This window comes from Liberibacter crescens BT-1 (genome assembly GCF_000325745.1).
GTDB classification, from domain to species: domain Bacteria; phylum Pseudomonadota; class Alphaproteobacteria; order Rhizobiales; family Rhizobiaceae; genus Liberibacter; species Liberibacter crescens.
In genome coordinates this window covers 1,217,537-1,231,527 of the sequence record NC_019907.1, presented here as the reverse complement: position 1 = coordinate 1,231,527, position 13,991 = coordinate 1,217,537, and the positions used below count along the sequence as shown (strand labels likewise).

Sequence of the window (13,991 nt, the reverse complement as noted above, 5' to 3'; positions counted from 1 at the left end):
AATTTCTCCATATCGTTATATCGTTTTTTCACAATGCAATCTATCCGGATTAATCTTCAAGAACGTTCCTATGATATCCTTGTAGGGAGTGGTATGTTATCTGTTTCTGGTAATAAAATTTCTGCACTTATCAAGGGTCGTCAAGCTTTGGTTGTGACTGATTCAAATGTATTTAAATATCATTTTCAGAAATTAGAAGAAAGTTTGATGAAGGCAGGATTTATTGTTACTTTGATTACTCTTCCTGTGGGAGAAAAAACAAAAAGCTTCAACTACTTAAGAGAAATTTGTCATGCAGCATTAGAAGCACGCATAGAGCGTTTTGATGTTATAATAGCATTTGGAGGAGGTGTTATAGGAGATATCGCAGGTTTTGCTGCGGGAATTGTGCTTCGAGGAGTTCAGTTTGTTCAGATTCCAACGTCTCTGATGGCACAAGTTGATTCTTCTGTTGGTGGTAAAACAGGTATTAATACAACTTATGGAAAGAATCTTCTTGGTCTATTTAATCAGCCATGTCTTGTTCTTGCTGATACAGATGTTTTAAAAACTTTAAGTCTCCGTGAATTTCGTGCTGGATATGCTGAAGTTGTTAAGTATGGTTTGATTGATGATCCTGATTTCTTTTTCTGGCTAGAAAATAATTGGCAAGAAATATTTTCTGGTGGTGAATCACTCGTTAAGGCGATCGTAAAAAGTTGTGAAGCCAAAAGTAAAATAGTTGCTATTGATGAACATGAATATGGACAGCGTGCACTTCTTAATTTAGGTCATACTTTTGGGCATGCATTGGAAACTGCTGTTGGTTATGATAGTTCTTGTCTTGTTCATGGTGAAGCAGTTTCAATCGGAATAAGTCTTGCCTATCAGCTTTCTGTTCGTCTTCATTATGCTCCTTTGAAAGAGGCTACTCGTGTTATAGAGCATCTGAAGACAGTTGGTTTGCCAACACATATTTCTGATTGTTTGGATAGTTTCCCTTCTGTTGAGCAGCTTATGAAAGCTATGTTGCAGGATAAAAAAAATACAAATGGTCAGCTTAATTTCATATTAACGCATGGCATAGGAAAAGCTTTTATTGCAGAGAATGTTTCTAAGTGTTTAATAGAGAATTTTTTAGAAGAATATTTATTAGAGTGTAGACCTTAGAAGGATATAATAACCAATATTTCTGGTATTAATTATGTATTTTCTCATTAGGAGAGAAGGCTTCTATGATTATTGCATGTAATTCATTTTTTAATTCTTCTTGTAATAATCTGTATATTAATTGATGACGTAGAAGTCTTTTCATTCCAGTAAATTCTTCAGATACAATATGTATATGAAGGTGCGTTTCTTTGGAGCCATCAAATCCTTTTTGATGTCCAATGTGTAATTTGCTTTGATCTGTTACTTCTAAAATTTTTGGGAGGAATGCATCTGAAAGTTTCGCTTCTATTCTGCTTTTTAAAGATATATTTTTTCCGAGCATTTGATTTTATAACCTCATCTAAATTATACTTGGACACTAAGAGAGATGATTTCAAGTCTTGTTTTCTTAATTACCATCGACCATAATAGGTTATTATGAAGCTTGATTCAAAATATTTCGATCGTATACGTAAACGTCCTCGACAGTCTGTTCCTAATTCTGATAAAGTATGTCCGAAATGCCAGTGGGATGGATGTAATCGTTCAGGTGAGCATCGTGCGCCAGTAGGAAGGAATGCTGAGGGTCAGTTTTTTGTTTTTTGTTTTGAGCATGTTAAAAAGTATAATAAAGGATATAATTATTTCTCTGGCCTTTCTGATAACGAGATAGGTCGTTATCAGAAGGAGGCAATTACTGGACATCGTCCTACCTGGGTATTGGGAACGAATTCTGCCATTCGTAGTGCACAGCCTTCATCAGAAGGCAAAAATGATTATTTTCAATTGGAAGAAAGTGATAGTTTTTCTTTTATTAAAAAGAATAGCCATGGCTATAACATAGCTAGTGATAAGATGGTGCGTTATGTTAAGCCTTTGGAAGCAAATGCTTTTGAAATGTTGGGTCTTTTGGCGGATTCCTCCCCAGAAGAAATAACAAGCCGTTATAAGGACCTTGTTAAGAAACATCATCCTGATTCTAATGGAGGAGATCGTGGATCAGAAGGGCGTTTTCGGGCAGTTATTCAAGCATATCGATTGTTAAAGCAGTCAGGTTTTTGTTAATTGTTTGAGATAATTTTTCTTCCAGATTCTAGAGAAGTCAAACAACTTCTTATAAACCGATTTTAAATTTATATACCCTGTATATCTTCATTCTGAGCCATAATAAAAACTGAGATTAGTGCTGCATGTGAACAGATTTCTTAAATCCTGAAGATTTCTCATGCAGCTTATGCGTTATATAAGCATTTTTTGAACAATAAAGTTGCAAAGCTTCCAATTTTTAAACATACTCCATTTACTTTGAGACCTAAGATAAATATTTTAGTTAATATAAAAGATTTTTATATACGGACTCTTATAAAGGTAGGGCATTTTTTTTAATAATTTGGCGACGTAAAAGACGGGTGCGCAAAGATAGGCTATTTTCTTTTGTCTTCAGAAGAAAATTATCAAGTCCGCCATTGTGCTCAACAGAGCGTAGTGCAGCTGCTGAAATGCGTAATTGATAGCTTTGTCCAAGAATATCAGACATAAGTGTGACATTACAAAGATTAGGCAAAAACTTGCGTTTAGTTTTATTGTTTGCATGACTTACTTTATGACCGGACATAACAGTTTTCCCAGTCAATTCACATATTCGTGACATTAAATACCTCTTTTTTTGGGATTTTAAATAAGAATTAAGTGCTTTTCAAAATTATTACCTTTAAAAAGTATTTTCTTTCTTAAGGATATATATCCGTTTTCAGTTCTGAATATACAGAAATATCTCAAAAGATGCTAGTATTCTTTTATTATTATAGAATTTTATAGATATATAAGTAGGATAAAAAATTAAAATTTTTTAGTCGAGTTGTTTAAGGTAGATTTATTCTCTATGGAACTATACAAAATGAGGTGCACTTTAAGTATTATATTTATTTTATTGATGCCACTATTTTCTTGGGCAGTTGAAGAACAATCTCATATTGTTGAATACGATGTAAGATTTTCTAGTATACTTATTGCTCAAGCAATTTTCAAAACATCAACTCTAGAAAAGCATTACAGGATTTCAGCAAGCATTAAAGCTATTGGTTTATTCAATATGATTTCTTCTTTATCAGCTCGTATGAATGTCGAGGGTGATGTTATAGGAGATCAATTGCATTCAACATCATATATTCTTTCATATATTTATAAGAAAAAAAAACGCTTTTTTGAAGTTAAATATCAGAATGATTTTGTAAAAACGTATCAGGTTATACCGAAAAAGACTTTGTTCTTGAATGATTGGATAAAGTTATCAGAAAATGATTTGCTTAAGGTTATTGATCCGATATCTGGGCTCCTTGCCTTCAAAGAAGATCAGCTTTGTCTAAAAAAACAATTCATATTTGATGGTGAAATGCGGTATGATCTTGATTTCTTGTTTCATGGTAAAAAAAACTTTGTGACGGAGAATTTTTCTGGAGAAGCCTTTGTTTGTTCTTTGAATTTTATTCCTAAATCGGGATACAGAAAAGATCATTATAGTATCAAACATCTACAAAAATCAAATATTGAGGTATGGTTTGCTCGTTCTCCTGTTACCCACTTATACGCTCCTGTCTATGCATCAATTCCTGTAAATATTGGTACTATAACTATTATCGCCAGGAAATATTAATTGATATTATAAATCATATTTTTTAAGGATAGTTACCAATAAACCTATGGATTTTAAATATAGGTAACTCTGATATATTAGAATATATCTTTCAGATTTCGTAGTGTAATGAAAATTTCTTGATCACTCTTATCTTCCATATTGAGTTTTTTTCTTATTTCAGGATCAGATGTTCTTAGAAAAGGATTTGTTTTTTTCTCAAGAGACAGTGTTGTTGGGATTGTAAGAGCATTTTTTTTTCTTAATGTTTCTATTTCAGCAGCGTGTATTTTTAGTTCTTCATTATCACAATCAATAGAAAGTGCAAATCGTGCATTTGATTGGGTATATTCATGACCAAAATAGATGCGTGTTTCTTCGGGAAGGGATGCTATCTTTTGTAAGCTAGAAAACATTTCTTCTGGTGTACCTTCAAGTAACCTTCCACATCCTAATCGAAAAAGAACATCCCCAACGAATAGAAGCTTCTCTTTCACAAAATGATAACATATATGTCCTGTTGTATGCCCTGGAGTAAACATAACTTCTACTTTATGATCTCCAAAATGTATAATTTCTCCTTCAGAAAGCACATGATCAACTCCTGGGATTTTGTGTTTCTCCTTGCAAGAAGCGAAAATTTTACAGTTGAAGTGATTTTTAAGTTCTATATTGCCTTTTGTATGATCCGCATGATGATGAGTAATGAAGATATGAGTAAGGGACCAACCGTGATAGTTTAAAACCTTTAAAATTTCGTTTGCATTAGGAGTATCAATAGTAGCTGTGAGTTTGCTTTTATTATCGTGAATAATGATTCCTATATTATCAGGTCGACAAAGGAAGGTTTGTATGTTAAAATTCATTATAGCTCATATCTAATGTATGTTTGAAACTCTATTAAGTTTGATGATAATATTAATATGTGATTGAATTACGGGTATTTTGTTGAAATTCCTTTTTTTGTGATCAAGGATGTTTTTGAAGTCAGGGCATGCAGCTATAAGGTGTATTTAATGTATGTCGATGTCTTGGAGCTTTATAATTTTTATAACTCGCGTCTTGGAATTTTTGCTAAAGATTCTATTATTAGAGTCCTCCTTGACATTTGGCCTGATGTTTCTGATAAGAGCATACTAGGATTAGGTTATCCTCTTCCTTTTCTTGAAAGTTTTCATGGTCGTGCAGAACGTATATTAGCTTTTATGCCTGCTGGTCAAGGGGCAATAAGTTGGCCAAACCAGGCTCTTTCTGCAACAGCATTGGTATCTGAAGAAGAATTGCCACTTCCGGATGCTTCAATTGATCGTGTTTTGGTAATTCACTCTTTAGAATTTTTGAAAGATCCTTCTTTAATACTGAACGAGATCTGGAGAATATTGGCTTCTGATGGTCGCATGATTGTTATAGTTCCTAACCTCTGTGGTATGTGGTCAAACATGGAATCCAGTCCTTTTGGTTGCGGAAAGTCCTATTTTTTGCACCAAATAATTTCTTTTTTAGAAGATATAAATTTTACTCTTTCTTTTACTTCAGGCGCTATGTTTTTTCCTCCAACGAACAAAGTATTTTTTTATAAATTTCCATATTTATTTGAAAAAGTTGGGCGTATACTGTGCCCTGGATTTGCTGGGGTTTATATAGTTGAGGTAAGAAAAGTTATATATCAGGGCTTACCAGTTCATAAATTTCAGGAACGGCGTAAGTTTGTACCTGTACTTATTCCTCAGAGCGTATTGACATAATCTGTGAAGGCTAAATTCTTATAAAAAAGTTATACTCATAGATATTTTTTCAAATGCATTCACAAAGATCATTCTTAAGACGGAGAGATGAAATCATGAAAAGAACATTTACTGGACCAATACCGCGTCCCGGTATTATGGATATTGATGCTTATGTTCCTGGTAGGTCGTCTATACCTGGTGTTGTTCAATTTCATAAACTCTCTTCAAATGAGAATCCATTTGGAGCAAGCCCAAAAGTATTTCAAGTCATGCGGAATACAGTATTTAATTTTGAACGCTATCCTGATGGATCTTCTTATCAACTGCGACAAGCAATAGGCAAGGTTTATGGTATAGATTCTGCAAATATAGTTTGTGGCAATGGTTCTGATGAGCTACTGGATTTGTTGTGCAAGGCCTATCTTGGTCCAGGAGATGAAGCTATTATTACTGAATATGGTTATCTTCTGTATAAAATCCAAATAAAGGCAATGGGAGCTACTCCTATTACTGTTCAAGAAAAAAATTATGTTGTTGATGTCCATGCTATCCTTTCTGCTGTTACTGAAAGAACCAAGATTATTTTCATTTCTAATCCAGGTAATCCGACAGGTACATATGTTCCGGTCAAGGATCTTTTCTGGCTTATTAGTATGCTCCCTGATCATGTTTTACTTGTAATTGATTCTGCTTATGGTGAATATGTAAGAAAAGATGATTATGATTCAGGTTTAAAGTTAGTCAATTCCAGTACAAATGTAGTTATGACTCGTACTTTCTCTAAGGCCTATGGTTTGGCTGCATTGCGCATTGGTTGGCTGTATACGAATCCTTCTGTTGTTAATGTTTTAAATCGTATTCGAAATCCTTTTAATCTTAATTCCATAGCAATCGCTATAGGAACAGTTGCCGTTAATGATCAAGAGTTTATAAGGAATACAGTAGAATTTAATATATTTTGGCGTGAAAAAATGATTTATGAATTAGATAAAATAGGTTTAAAGGTTACTCCTTCAGTTGCAAACTTTTTGTTAATACATTTTCCGAATAAAGATGGTAAGCGTGCAATTGATGCTGATAATTTTCTTACAAGCAGAGGTTATATCCTTCGAGCTTTAGATAGTTATGGATTGCCCAATGCATTAAGGATGTCAATTGGATGTAAAGACGCTAATGAAGGGGTGATTAATGTTCTTAAAGAATTTATGGCCTAACATTAATGGATAAGCCTCATTTCAAACATATTACACTTATTGGAATTGGATTGATTGGTTCTTCTATAGCACGAGATATCCGAATTCTAGGGCTTGCAGATAAGTTGGTAGTGTCAACACGTCGTGATATCACTTTAATGAGAGCAAAGAAACTCGATCTTGGTACTCACTATACTCTTTCAATGTCTGAGGCAGTAACAGATGCTGATCTTATTATAATCTCTGTACCCGTTGGCGCATATGAAAATATTGCTAAAGAAATCGCTCCGTATTTAAAAGCAGATTCTATTGTTACTGATGTTGGATCTACTAAAGTTTCAGTGATTTCACAAATACAACCTCATATTCCTTTAGGTGTTCATTTTATTCCTGGGCATCCTATTGCAGGCACTGAAGAATCAGGACCTGATGCTGGTTTTTCAGGGTTATTCAGAAATAGGTGGTGTATTCTTACTCCGATTCCTAATACCAATCAACACGCTTTAGATCGTGTACAGGCTTTTTGGCAAGCTCTTGGTTCGCATGTTGATCATATGGATCCATTCCATCACGATCAGGTATTGGCAATAGTATCTCATTTACCACATATTATTGCATATAATATGGTCACTTCAGCTATGGACTTAGAGACAGTTGTAAAATCAGAAGTCATAAAATATTCAGCATCTGGTTTTCGTGATTTTACACGCTTGGCAGCTTCTGATCCTATTATGTGGCGTGATATCTGTGTACATAATAAAGATGCAATTTTAGTAATGTTAGATTTGTTTATAAAAAATCTTACATCTTTAAAAAGGATGATTTCTAGTCAGGATGGTAATAAGCTATTCGAGTTTTTTTCTCATACCCGTAATGTCCGCCGTTCTATCGTTGAAATTGCTCAAGATGTAGATAAACCTGATTTTGGCCGACATGATTTCGATAAGACTTAAATTTTTTACTTAAGAGGAGGAATAGTTCCTAATGGAATGAAGCCAACTTTTATAAAACCATCATATATATTTAATTTTAATGATATCGTATCATTTTTTGAGCGACGTGATAATTTTTCTAATATTTTACCAAGATAAAAATAAGTTTGATCATAGATAGGAAAAGATTCAGAAATTAATTGTTCTACTTTATGAAAATTTTCAATTTCAATATGTATATTGGCTGAAATCAGGCCATTAAAGTTACAAGAGAAAGGTCCAGAGAACGATATACGGCGATTATCTCCAAAGTCTATAGTTAAATTTTTTACTTCTCCTTTGATAAAGCATAAACTTAGGATGTCTTCTTCTAAGTTTTTATTTGGATTTTGGAATAATAAAACATCACTTTTTATAGAAAAAGGAGATAAACTGAAGGGAGTGTATCCAGAGATAAAATTTGTATTATCAAAGGAACTGTTTATTGCTAGATATTGATTGTTGTTTTTTACTCCTATTTTTGCTTCTTTTATTGTAAGGGTGCCTAAATTGATAGAAGGTAGTGAAGAAATGTCTATTTTTAGTTGTTCAATCACTGTCAATGAGTTTTTATCTTTCGTCAAAGCATTTTCTATTTTTGAAGAAAAGCTCTCCCATTGTCCTGAGAGGATAAATTGAGGGTTTTTATAGATTTTTGCAGGGGATTGCAAATTCCAAGATATTTTTTGGGGATTGAATATTGATCCAATAATTTTTAATCCGCCAACTGCAAGGGTTGTTTTTGTTTTATTATTTTTAAATGCTAATTGTGAGCAGTTGAGAATAATTGTGAAATATGAAAATTGAACATTTAAATCTGTGCATTCAATTTTTTTTGCAATAATTTCAGAAGAAATACGATTCTTGAGTTGATGGACTGTATATAGACATAATCCTATGTAAATTAAGGTGATTATAAAGGAAGCAATAATAAATCCCATAAAAATTTGAAATTTTGAATTATGAGAGACCTTTCTTAGTAAAGACATTATATTCTCCAACAGTCAATTCTGTTATCCTTTTTACAGGCAAGGTCTAAAATCCTTTATGACAGAAATAAAGCAGCAAGTTCAATAGTTTTAGCATGCAAGTCTGGTCTAAAGGGAGATTTTTAAAAAAGACATATTAGTAATATTAACACATAAATAAATGGTTTTATTATAGTCTTTATTTTTTATCCTGCACTTTTTACAGGTAAAGATTTTTTTAAAATATAGCCAATTATTTTGATAGTTTCTTAAAAGGTATATGTGGGTTATCCTTGATAGTTTCTAATAAAAGTCGATTACTTTCATATTCCATTGTTTTTTTGAGTTGTATAAAAAAGACATCTTTTGACATATTAGGGGGTATGGGTGGAAGAATACGGACCTTAAACTTTCCTGGGTATCGTATTAAGCTTCTGCGTGGCCAAAATAATCCAAAATTCATTACTATTGGTATGACTGGGACCTGAAGGGAATCATATATATAGGATATACCTTTTTTATAAACGGGTTTTGCTTCAGGAATACGTCTTGTTCCTTCAGGGTATATAACAAGTTGGCGATTATCATTCATTGCTTCTTGTGAACGCTTTATAATTTTTTTCATGACGGTATGTTTTTTTTGCGGTTTATTCCAATCATTTTTTGTTTTTTACAGTATGAGCGAACAAGAGGTATCCACAGTATTGTGTGTTTTAGTATGAATGTAGGATCTTCTAACCAAGGCCATAAGGCAAAAGTATCCCAAAAAGCTTGATGTTCAGCAGCTATGATACACTTTCCTTTCGGGAGATTCTCTAGTCCTTCAATTTGAAAACTTGTTTTTGTAATTTTTTCTAGTAGAAAATTCTGTATTTTTGCCCAGCTTTTTCCTAAAGCAAAATGTTGTTTTCGTGTCATAAAGAATTGAAGTAGATGTGAAACAACAAGAGATATCAATATGATAAGATAAAATAGAATATTAAAGACTGCAGATCGAATGTAAGTTATTATAAGACTTGGCATGTGGAATATTTATCATTAAGTTATGTTATAGGCAAGTAATTATGCTATTCGTAGAAGTGCAAGAAAAGTTTTAGTGTATTCTATAAACATAGTTTTGATAATCTTGAACTTTGATACGTAATTTTCAGGTTTAGAGTCTTTTATTATAACAGGATATGGAATAAATTCTGTTTCTGTATCTACACGTCTTAGCTCTAAGAAGCTGCGTAACATATGATAATTGTTTGTAACCACAAGAACACGTTGATAATTATGTTTATGCACCCAGTCTGATATTTCTTTTGCATTACCAATAGTATCAAGTGCTTTATAACCTATATCAACACAACATTCAAAAAAATCTTTTGTAGCGTGGGTTTTTTGTTGAAGTTGATTCTTGCTTATTGAATGATGAACTCCTGATATAAGCAATCGTTTACCTACTTTCTTTGTGAGTAATTCCAGGGCTTTTTCTATACGCTGCGGGGCACCTGTGAGTACTACAATAGCGTTAGCAGAAGGATCTTCTGGTATGTCCATGTTCATAATTAATATAGAAAACCATAAAAATCCACCTAAAAATAGTGTACCAAAGACTATGAGGATATAATACAGACTATGCGGTAGAAATAAATTACAGAGAAAAAAGTATTTTCTTTTTATCAATATCATTCATTTAAATTCTTTATATATTCTCTATGTTATCCATTCTTGATGGATCTGAACGAATAGTATCAATATCCCAAATTGTATTTATAACGGTAAAGCGGGCTGTAAGTGTTGTGAGAGAAGCAATAATAATCATTGTTATAAAGATTCCTATATATCCATTGGCTTCTAAAGAAAAGGAGCCAAATAAAATAGCTGCCTGATCAGTCTGTGCAGTTGTTATTGATCTTTTGTACCAATAATTTGCCAATAGAAAAGCCATACTTGCCAATATCCCACCAGACATAGCTCCCTTAATGCTAATTTTTAAAAAATGTCTTTGAAAGGCATTAGCAATAAAAATTGTTTCTGCACCAATGAAATGAAGTACTTCTACAATATGGCGGTTGCTTAAAAGAGCACTTCGTGTAGCAAATATTACAGTTAATATCATAGCAATAAATACAAGAAAAACAATACCAATGCCAATGCTGATTGTTGTTCTTGACATAGAAATAAGACGATTAATCCATGTACGGTGATCATCAAGAATAGCTTGAGGGGCCGTTTCCTTCAGGAGTGTTCTCATCACCTGAAAGTCAGGCGGACTGTTTGGATTAATCGAAATGACAACCAAACGTGGTATAGGTAATTGTGCAGTATCTATATTAGAGCCTAACCAAGGTTCTAATAGTTTTTTGGTTTCATCTTCGCTAATTATACGAGCGTTTTTTATACCTGCAACTGAAAGCACGATATCTCTTACGCGTTTTAAGATAACATCCATATCTACTTTTTCTTCAGGATTTATTTGAACCGTGACTTCGTTTAAAATCTGTCCTTTCCATCGCGCTGTAGTTGAATGAAGAATACTAACAATACCTAAAGTTAAGCATGCTAAGAATGACATAATTGCAATTACAACCATCAAAGAATCTCCTTGTATAGTTGCAGACGGGATGATTGTTTCTGTACGACGTAAATATACTTCTAAATTTCTATTCATGGATCTCTAGGTATCCTTCTGAAAGAACCATACGATTAGCACTTATTTGATCCATAAGAGTTATGTCATGAGTAGCAATTATCACTGCTGTCCCAAGTCGATTTAACTCAAGAAATAACTTTAGCAAACGGCGGGCCATTGGTGGGTCTACATTACCAGTAGGCTCATCAGCCAAAAGTATTTCAGGACGATCAATTAATGCACGTGCAATAGCAACACGCTGTTTTTCTCCGCCAGATAAAATCTGAGGTGGCATATTCACTCGTTCACCAAGTCCAACCCATTTAAGTAATTCAAGAACATCAGTTTGATAGCTTGCTTCTTCCTTTCCACGCACCCGTAATGGAAGTGCTACGTTTTCATACGTTGTTAAATGTTTCAAAAGCCGAAAGTCTTGGAAAACAATACCAATACGACGTCGCAAAAAAGGTAATTCTTTTCGAGGGATATCTGCTACATTTTTTCCAAAACTATGGATTAAACCACGCGTTGGTTGAAGAGACATGAATAATAAGCGTAAAAGTGTGGTTTTCCCTGCACCTGAGGGTCCGGTTAAGAAGTGAAAAGAACTTTTAGGGATATCAAAAGTGAGATTTTTTAAAACTTCTGGGCCGATACCGTAACGCAATCCAACATTATCAAATGTAATCAAGGAGTTATCTGATTGGGGTTGAAAGCTTCTTGAGTGTTGATTATTTGATGGAGATGACATTTGATGATGTACCGCAGTATTATTTTTTCTACCTACCGCTAAGGAATATAATCTTGATAGTGACGGTTTTTTATGTTCGGTATTTAATGTAGACGATGTATGATATAAGGAATCATCTTTATTGCGAAGAAATTGATTTAATCGCGATAAAGGTATATTGTTTTTTTTACTTTTTTGAAGTACTTTTCAAATCGGTACGATCTTTTCCTGAGTTAAACATATGACTATAATGGTGCCATACACCTGATCCTACTAAAGAACGAATATATCTTTTCATATTATCCTACATCTTAGTTTTTCTTTTAAAAGTAGAACCGCTTTATATCCTATTTGCCATTTGTATTGGAGACTCTCTTTTTGCAGACAGATAATGTACATCTTTTCCATTTCATATAGGATCTTTTATAAAAATTTTTGCATAGTATAAAAATACAAATTTCCTCTGTTTTTTAATATCATTTTCATAAATCATTTAATGAAATACTTATTGATGTGGTTTTTGAGTTCATTTCTTTGGCCGATAGTATATTTAAGTTAATTAAAAATTAAATTTTAGATGTTTTATTAAACATACCTTATATAAAAATTATGGCTAAGTTACAAAAAATCAACAATGATGATCTCAAATTTATGATATTCATTACCACAGAAAAAAATATTTTTTGAAAATTCATTTTAGAGATTATCATTCATAATGAAGATCGCTTTTCCATCAGGATTTTATAATAGTTCATTGAGAAGCAGATAATAGGATTTAGGGTAGGTTCATAGAAGATTATTTTATAAAATTGATATTTTATTCAATAAATAAAAATCATAATTAATTTATACATATGAGTTTACTAGAATGTACTTTCTTAAAAAGATATTTTTATGTCGTAAGGGAAATTTTCTTATATTAACAGCCTTGTTGATGCCGGTTTTGCTTTCTATGGTAGGCTTTGCCATTGATACATCCAGGATGATTATGACCCGTAGTTCATTGCAGGAAGCAACTGATGCTGCTACTTTAACGGCTGCTTCAGCAATTTTTAAAAAAGCAAACACTAATCCTGATGTCAATATTAATGTGGCCGCGATGACAGCATTGGTCAGGGATCATTTGCAAAAACAATTATTAAATCTCTTTACTCAGAGCATAGCTCAAAAACTTTCTAAGGATGCAAAGGTTACAATTGAGAAGGCCTATCATGATTCACCTGAATATAACATTCAGGCTGTTACCTTTTATGATATGCCCCTGAGCTCTTTTTCTTTTGAAAGATATATTTCAAGTCAGGGTTCAGTAATAATATCAACGAGTAGTGTATCAAAGGCTGTTCTTCCTAATCCTGATAAAAGAATTGGTGTCTCGGTTGAATATGTACAAGATTTTTCTTATTCTAAGAGCAAAAATCAATACGCAATGCATGAAACTGCAAATAGTGATTTAGCGGAATCATTGTTTGAGCGGACAGATATTGATTTGGGGAGCTATTTATTACTGGGACAAATTTCGTATGCGGGTCAAGTTTATCCTGGTGATGATTCAAATGGAACTTTATTTTGGCAGACTCCTGAAAATATAGCTCGGATTAAAAAGGGGAGTCCTCCTACACCTGGTACGAACAACTATCTGGCCATGAAGGTCGCTTATGATAAGCTGACGTCGGCCTATGAAGCATCAGAACAGAAAAAGAAGAATAACAAGATCGTAAAAAAATATGTTATTGCAGAATTTTTAACTGATAATAATGACATTACGAATGATCAGAAAACCTTGAGCCTCTGTAAAGAGATGAAACAGAGGGGGATACGCATATTTACATATGCATTTGGTGATGTTTCTAATCGAACTAAAAAACTTGCATTATCCTGTGCCACTTCTAGCGACGATAGTTATACCGGTAATAATGAAGTTGATCTGGATAAATTTTCAAAAGATGTAGGTCTTAATAAGATTGGCATTCAGTTAAAAGGAGGCGTGCGCGTTAACAGTTGAAATATTATGATACTGAATTT

At 33.1% G+C, this 13,991-nt stretch carries 16 protein-coding genes; 7 read left to right on the top strand and 9 right to left on the bottom strand.

Translation table 11 applies throughout. The annotated features are described in order from the left end of the window. Nucleotides 1-33: 33 nt before the first annotated feature. Complete coding sequence (gene aroB / locus B488_RS05510; RefSeq protein WP_015273549.1) at nucleotides 34-1,149, top strand: 3-dehydroquinate synthase; 1,116 nt, start codon at nucleotides 34-36, stop codon at nucleotides 1,147-1,149. 28 nt (nucleotides 1,150-1,177) lie between these two features. Here aroB and B488_RS05505 read toward each other — a convergent pair whose 3' ends face one another. Beyond that, the gene (locus B488_RS05505; RefSeq protein WP_015273548.1) at nucleotides 1,178-1,474 is read right to left on the bottom strand and encodes a BolA family protein; all 297 of its coding nucleotides are present in this window, start codon (nucleotides 1,472-1,474) and stop codon (nucleotides 1,178-1,180) included. Nucleotides 1,475-1,569: 95 nt separating this feature from the next. On the opposite strand from B488_RS05505, the gene B488_RS05500 reads away from it, so the two are divergent. Continuing rightward, on the top strand, nucleotides 1,570-2,196 hold the full coding sequence (locus B488_RS05500; protein WP_015273547.1) for a J domain-containing protein: 627 nt from the start codon (nucleotides 1,570-1,572) through the stop codon (nucleotides 2,194-2,196). A gap of 295 nt (nucleotides 2,197-2,491) precedes the next feature. Here B488_RS05500 and rpmB read toward each other — a convergent pair whose 3' ends face one another. Beyond that, nucleotides 2,492-2,782, bottom strand: a complete 291-nt coding sequence (rpmB, locus tag B488_RS05495) for a 50S ribosomal protein L28 (RefSeq protein WP_015273546.1) — start codon at nucleotides 2,780-2,782, stop codon at nucleotides 2,492-2,494. Between the two features lie 246 nt (nucleotides 2,783-3,028). Between rpmB and B488_RS05490 the strand changes: the two genes are divergently transcribed. Continuing rightward, the gene (locus B488_RS05490; protein WP_015273545.1) at nucleotides 3,029-3,784 is read left to right on the top strand and encodes a DUF3108 domain-containing protein; all 756 of its coding nucleotides are present in this window, start codon (nucleotides 3,029-3,031) and stop codon (nucleotides 3,782-3,784) included. Nucleotides 3,785-3,861: 77 nt separating this feature from the next. On the opposite strand, the gene gloB is transcribed toward B488_RS05490, so the two are convergent. Next, nucleotides 3,862-4,632, bottom strand: a complete 771-nt coding sequence (gloB, locus tag B488_RS05485) for a hydroxyacylglutathione hydrolase (protein WP_425277622.1) — start codon at nucleotides 4,630-4,632, stop codon at nucleotides 3,862-3,864. A gap of 147 nt (nucleotides 4,633-4,779) precedes the next feature. On the opposite strand from gloB, the gene B488_RS05480 reads away from it, so the two are divergent. From B488_RS05480 to B488_RS05470, 3 genes are all read left to right on the top strand, one after another. Beyond that, nucleotides 4,780-5,508, top strand: a complete 729-nt coding sequence (locus B488_RS05480) for a class I SAM-dependent methyltransferase (RefSeq protein WP_015273543.1) — start codon at nucleotides 4,780-4,782, stop codon at nucleotides 5,506-5,508. A 95-nt stretch (nucleotides 5,509-5,603) separates the two neighbouring features. Then, complete coding sequence (gene hisC / locus B488_RS05475) at nucleotides 5,604-6,704, top strand: histidinol-phosphate transaminase (RefSeq protein ID WP_015273542.1); 1,101 nt, start codon at nucleotides 5,604-5,606, stop codon at nucleotides 6,702-6,704. A 5-nt stretch (nucleotides 6,705-6,709) separates the two neighbouring features. After that, nucleotides 6,710-7,636, top strand: coding sequence for a prephenate/arogenate dehydrogenase family protein (locus B488_RS05470; protein WP_015273541.1), 927 nt, complete (start codon nucleotides 6,710-6,712; stop codon nucleotides 7,634-7,636). A 5-nt stretch (nucleotides 7,637-7,641) separates the two neighbouring features. Here the strand turns inward: B488_RS05470 and B488_RS05465 are convergent, their stop codons facing one another. From B488_RS05465 to ftsE, 6 genes are all read right to left on the bottom strand, one after another. Beyond that, complete coding sequence (locus tag B488_RS05465; RefSeq protein WP_015273540.1) at nucleotides 7,642-8,643, bottom strand: DUF2125 domain-containing protein; 1,002 nt, start codon at nucleotides 8,641-8,643, stop codon at nucleotides 7,642-7,644. Nucleotides 8,644-8,875: 232 nt separating this feature from the next. After that, a complete protein-coding gene (locus B488_RS07460) occupies nucleotides 8,876-9,247 on the bottom strand; it encodes a lysophospholipid acyltransferase family protein (RefSeq protein WP_280109463.1) in 372 nt (123 codons plus the stop codon). Beyond that, nucleotides 9,244-9,645 (bottom strand): lysophospholipid acyltransferase family protein, encoded by a 402-nt coding sequence (locus tag B488_RS07455; protein WP_280109462.1) that lies wholly within the window; start codon nucleotides 9,643-9,645, stop codon nucleotides 9,244-9,246. The genes B488_RS07460 and B488_RS07455 overlap by 4 nt, the downstream gene beginning before the upstream one ends. A gap of 39 nt (nucleotides 9,646-9,684) precedes the next feature. Beyond that, a complete protein-coding gene (locus B488_RS05455; RefSeq protein WP_244422691.1) occupies nucleotides 9,685-10,170 on the bottom strand; it encodes a YdcF family protein in 486 nt (161 codons plus the stop codon). Between the two features lie 139 nt (nucleotides 10,171-10,309). Beyond that, on the bottom strand, nucleotides 10,310-11,278 hold the full coding sequence (locus B488_RS05450) for a cell division protein FtsX (RefSeq protein WP_015273537.1): 969 nt from the start codon (nucleotides 11,276-11,278) through the stop codon (nucleotides 10,310-10,312). Continuing rightward, nucleotides 11,271-11,930 (bottom strand): cell division ATP-binding protein FtsE, encoded by a 660-nt coding sequence (gene ftsE, locus B488_RS05445; protein ID WP_041770780.1) that lies wholly within the window; start codon nucleotides 11,928-11,930, stop codon nucleotides 11,271-11,273. Before ftsE ends, B488_RS05450 begins: the two co-directional genes overlap by 8 nt. Before the next feature lie 907 nt (nucleotides 11,931-12,837). Between ftsE and B488_RS05440 the strand changes: the two genes are divergently transcribed. After that, nucleotides 12,838-13,971, top strand: coding sequence for a TadE/TadG family type IV pilus assembly protein (locus B488_RS05440; RefSeq protein ID WP_015273535.1), 1,134 nt, complete (start codon nucleotides 12,838-12,840; stop codon nucleotides 13,969-13,971). The last annotated feature ends 20 nt before the right edge of the window (nucleotides 13,972-13,991 follow it).

Excerpts from the sequence above, each read along its gene's own strand:
- rpmB (WP_015273546.1), bottom strand. The coding sequence starts at position 2,782 with ATGTCACGAATATGTGAATTGACTGGGAAAACTGTTATGTCCGGTCAT.
- B488_RS05490 (WP_015273545.1), top strand. The coding sequence starts at position 3,029 with ATGAGGTGCACTTTAAGTATTATATTTATTTTATTGATGCCACTATTT.
- B488_RS07455 (WP_280109462.1), bottom strand. The coding sequence starts at position 9,645 with ATGCCAAGTCTTATAATAACTTACATTCGATCTGCAGTCTTTAATATT.
- B488_RS05470 (WP_015273541.1), top strand. The coding sequence starts at position 6,710 with ATGGATAAGCCTCATTTCAAACATATTACACTTATTGGAATTGGATTG.
- B488_RS05440 (WP_015273535.1), top strand. The coding sequence starts at position 12,838 with ATGTACTTTCTTAAAAAGATATTTTTATGTCGTAAGGGAAATTTTCTT.
- B488_RS07460 (WP_280109463.1), bottom strand. The coding sequence starts at position 9,247 with ATGAAAAAAATTATAAAGCGTTCACAAGAAGCAATGAATGATAATCGC.
- B488_RS05450 (WP_015273537.1), bottom strand. The coding sequence starts at position 11,278 with ATGAATAGAAATTTAGAAGTATATTTACGTCGTACAGAAACAATCATC.
- B488_RS05480 (WP_015273543.1), top strand. The coding sequence starts at position 4,780 with ATGTATGTCGATGTCTTGGAGCTTTATAATTTTTATAACTCGCGTCTT.
- B488_RS05465 (WP_015273540.1), bottom strand. The coding sequence starts at position 8,643 with ATGTCTTTACTAAGAAAGGTCTCTCATAATTCAAAATTTCAAATTTTT.
- B488_RS05455 (WP_244422691.1), bottom strand. The coding sequence starts at position 10,170 with ATGAACATGGACATACCAGAAGATCCTTCTGCTAACGCTATTGTAGTA.
- aroB (WP_015273549.1), top strand. The coding sequence starts at position 34 with ATGCAATCTATCCGGATTAATCTTCAAGAACGTTCCTATGATATCCTT.
- B488_RS05505 (WP_015273548.1), bottom strand. The coding sequence starts at position 1,474 with ATGCTCGGAAAAAATATATCTTTAAAAAGCAGAATAGAAGCGAAACTT.
- hisC (WP_015273542.1), top strand. The coding sequence starts at position 5,604 with ATGAAAAGAACATTTACTGGACCAATACCGCGTCCCGGTATTATGGAT.
- B488_RS05500 (WP_015273547.1), top strand. The coding sequence starts at position 1,570 with ATGAAGCTTGATTCAAAATATTTCGATCGTATACGTAAACGTCCTCGA.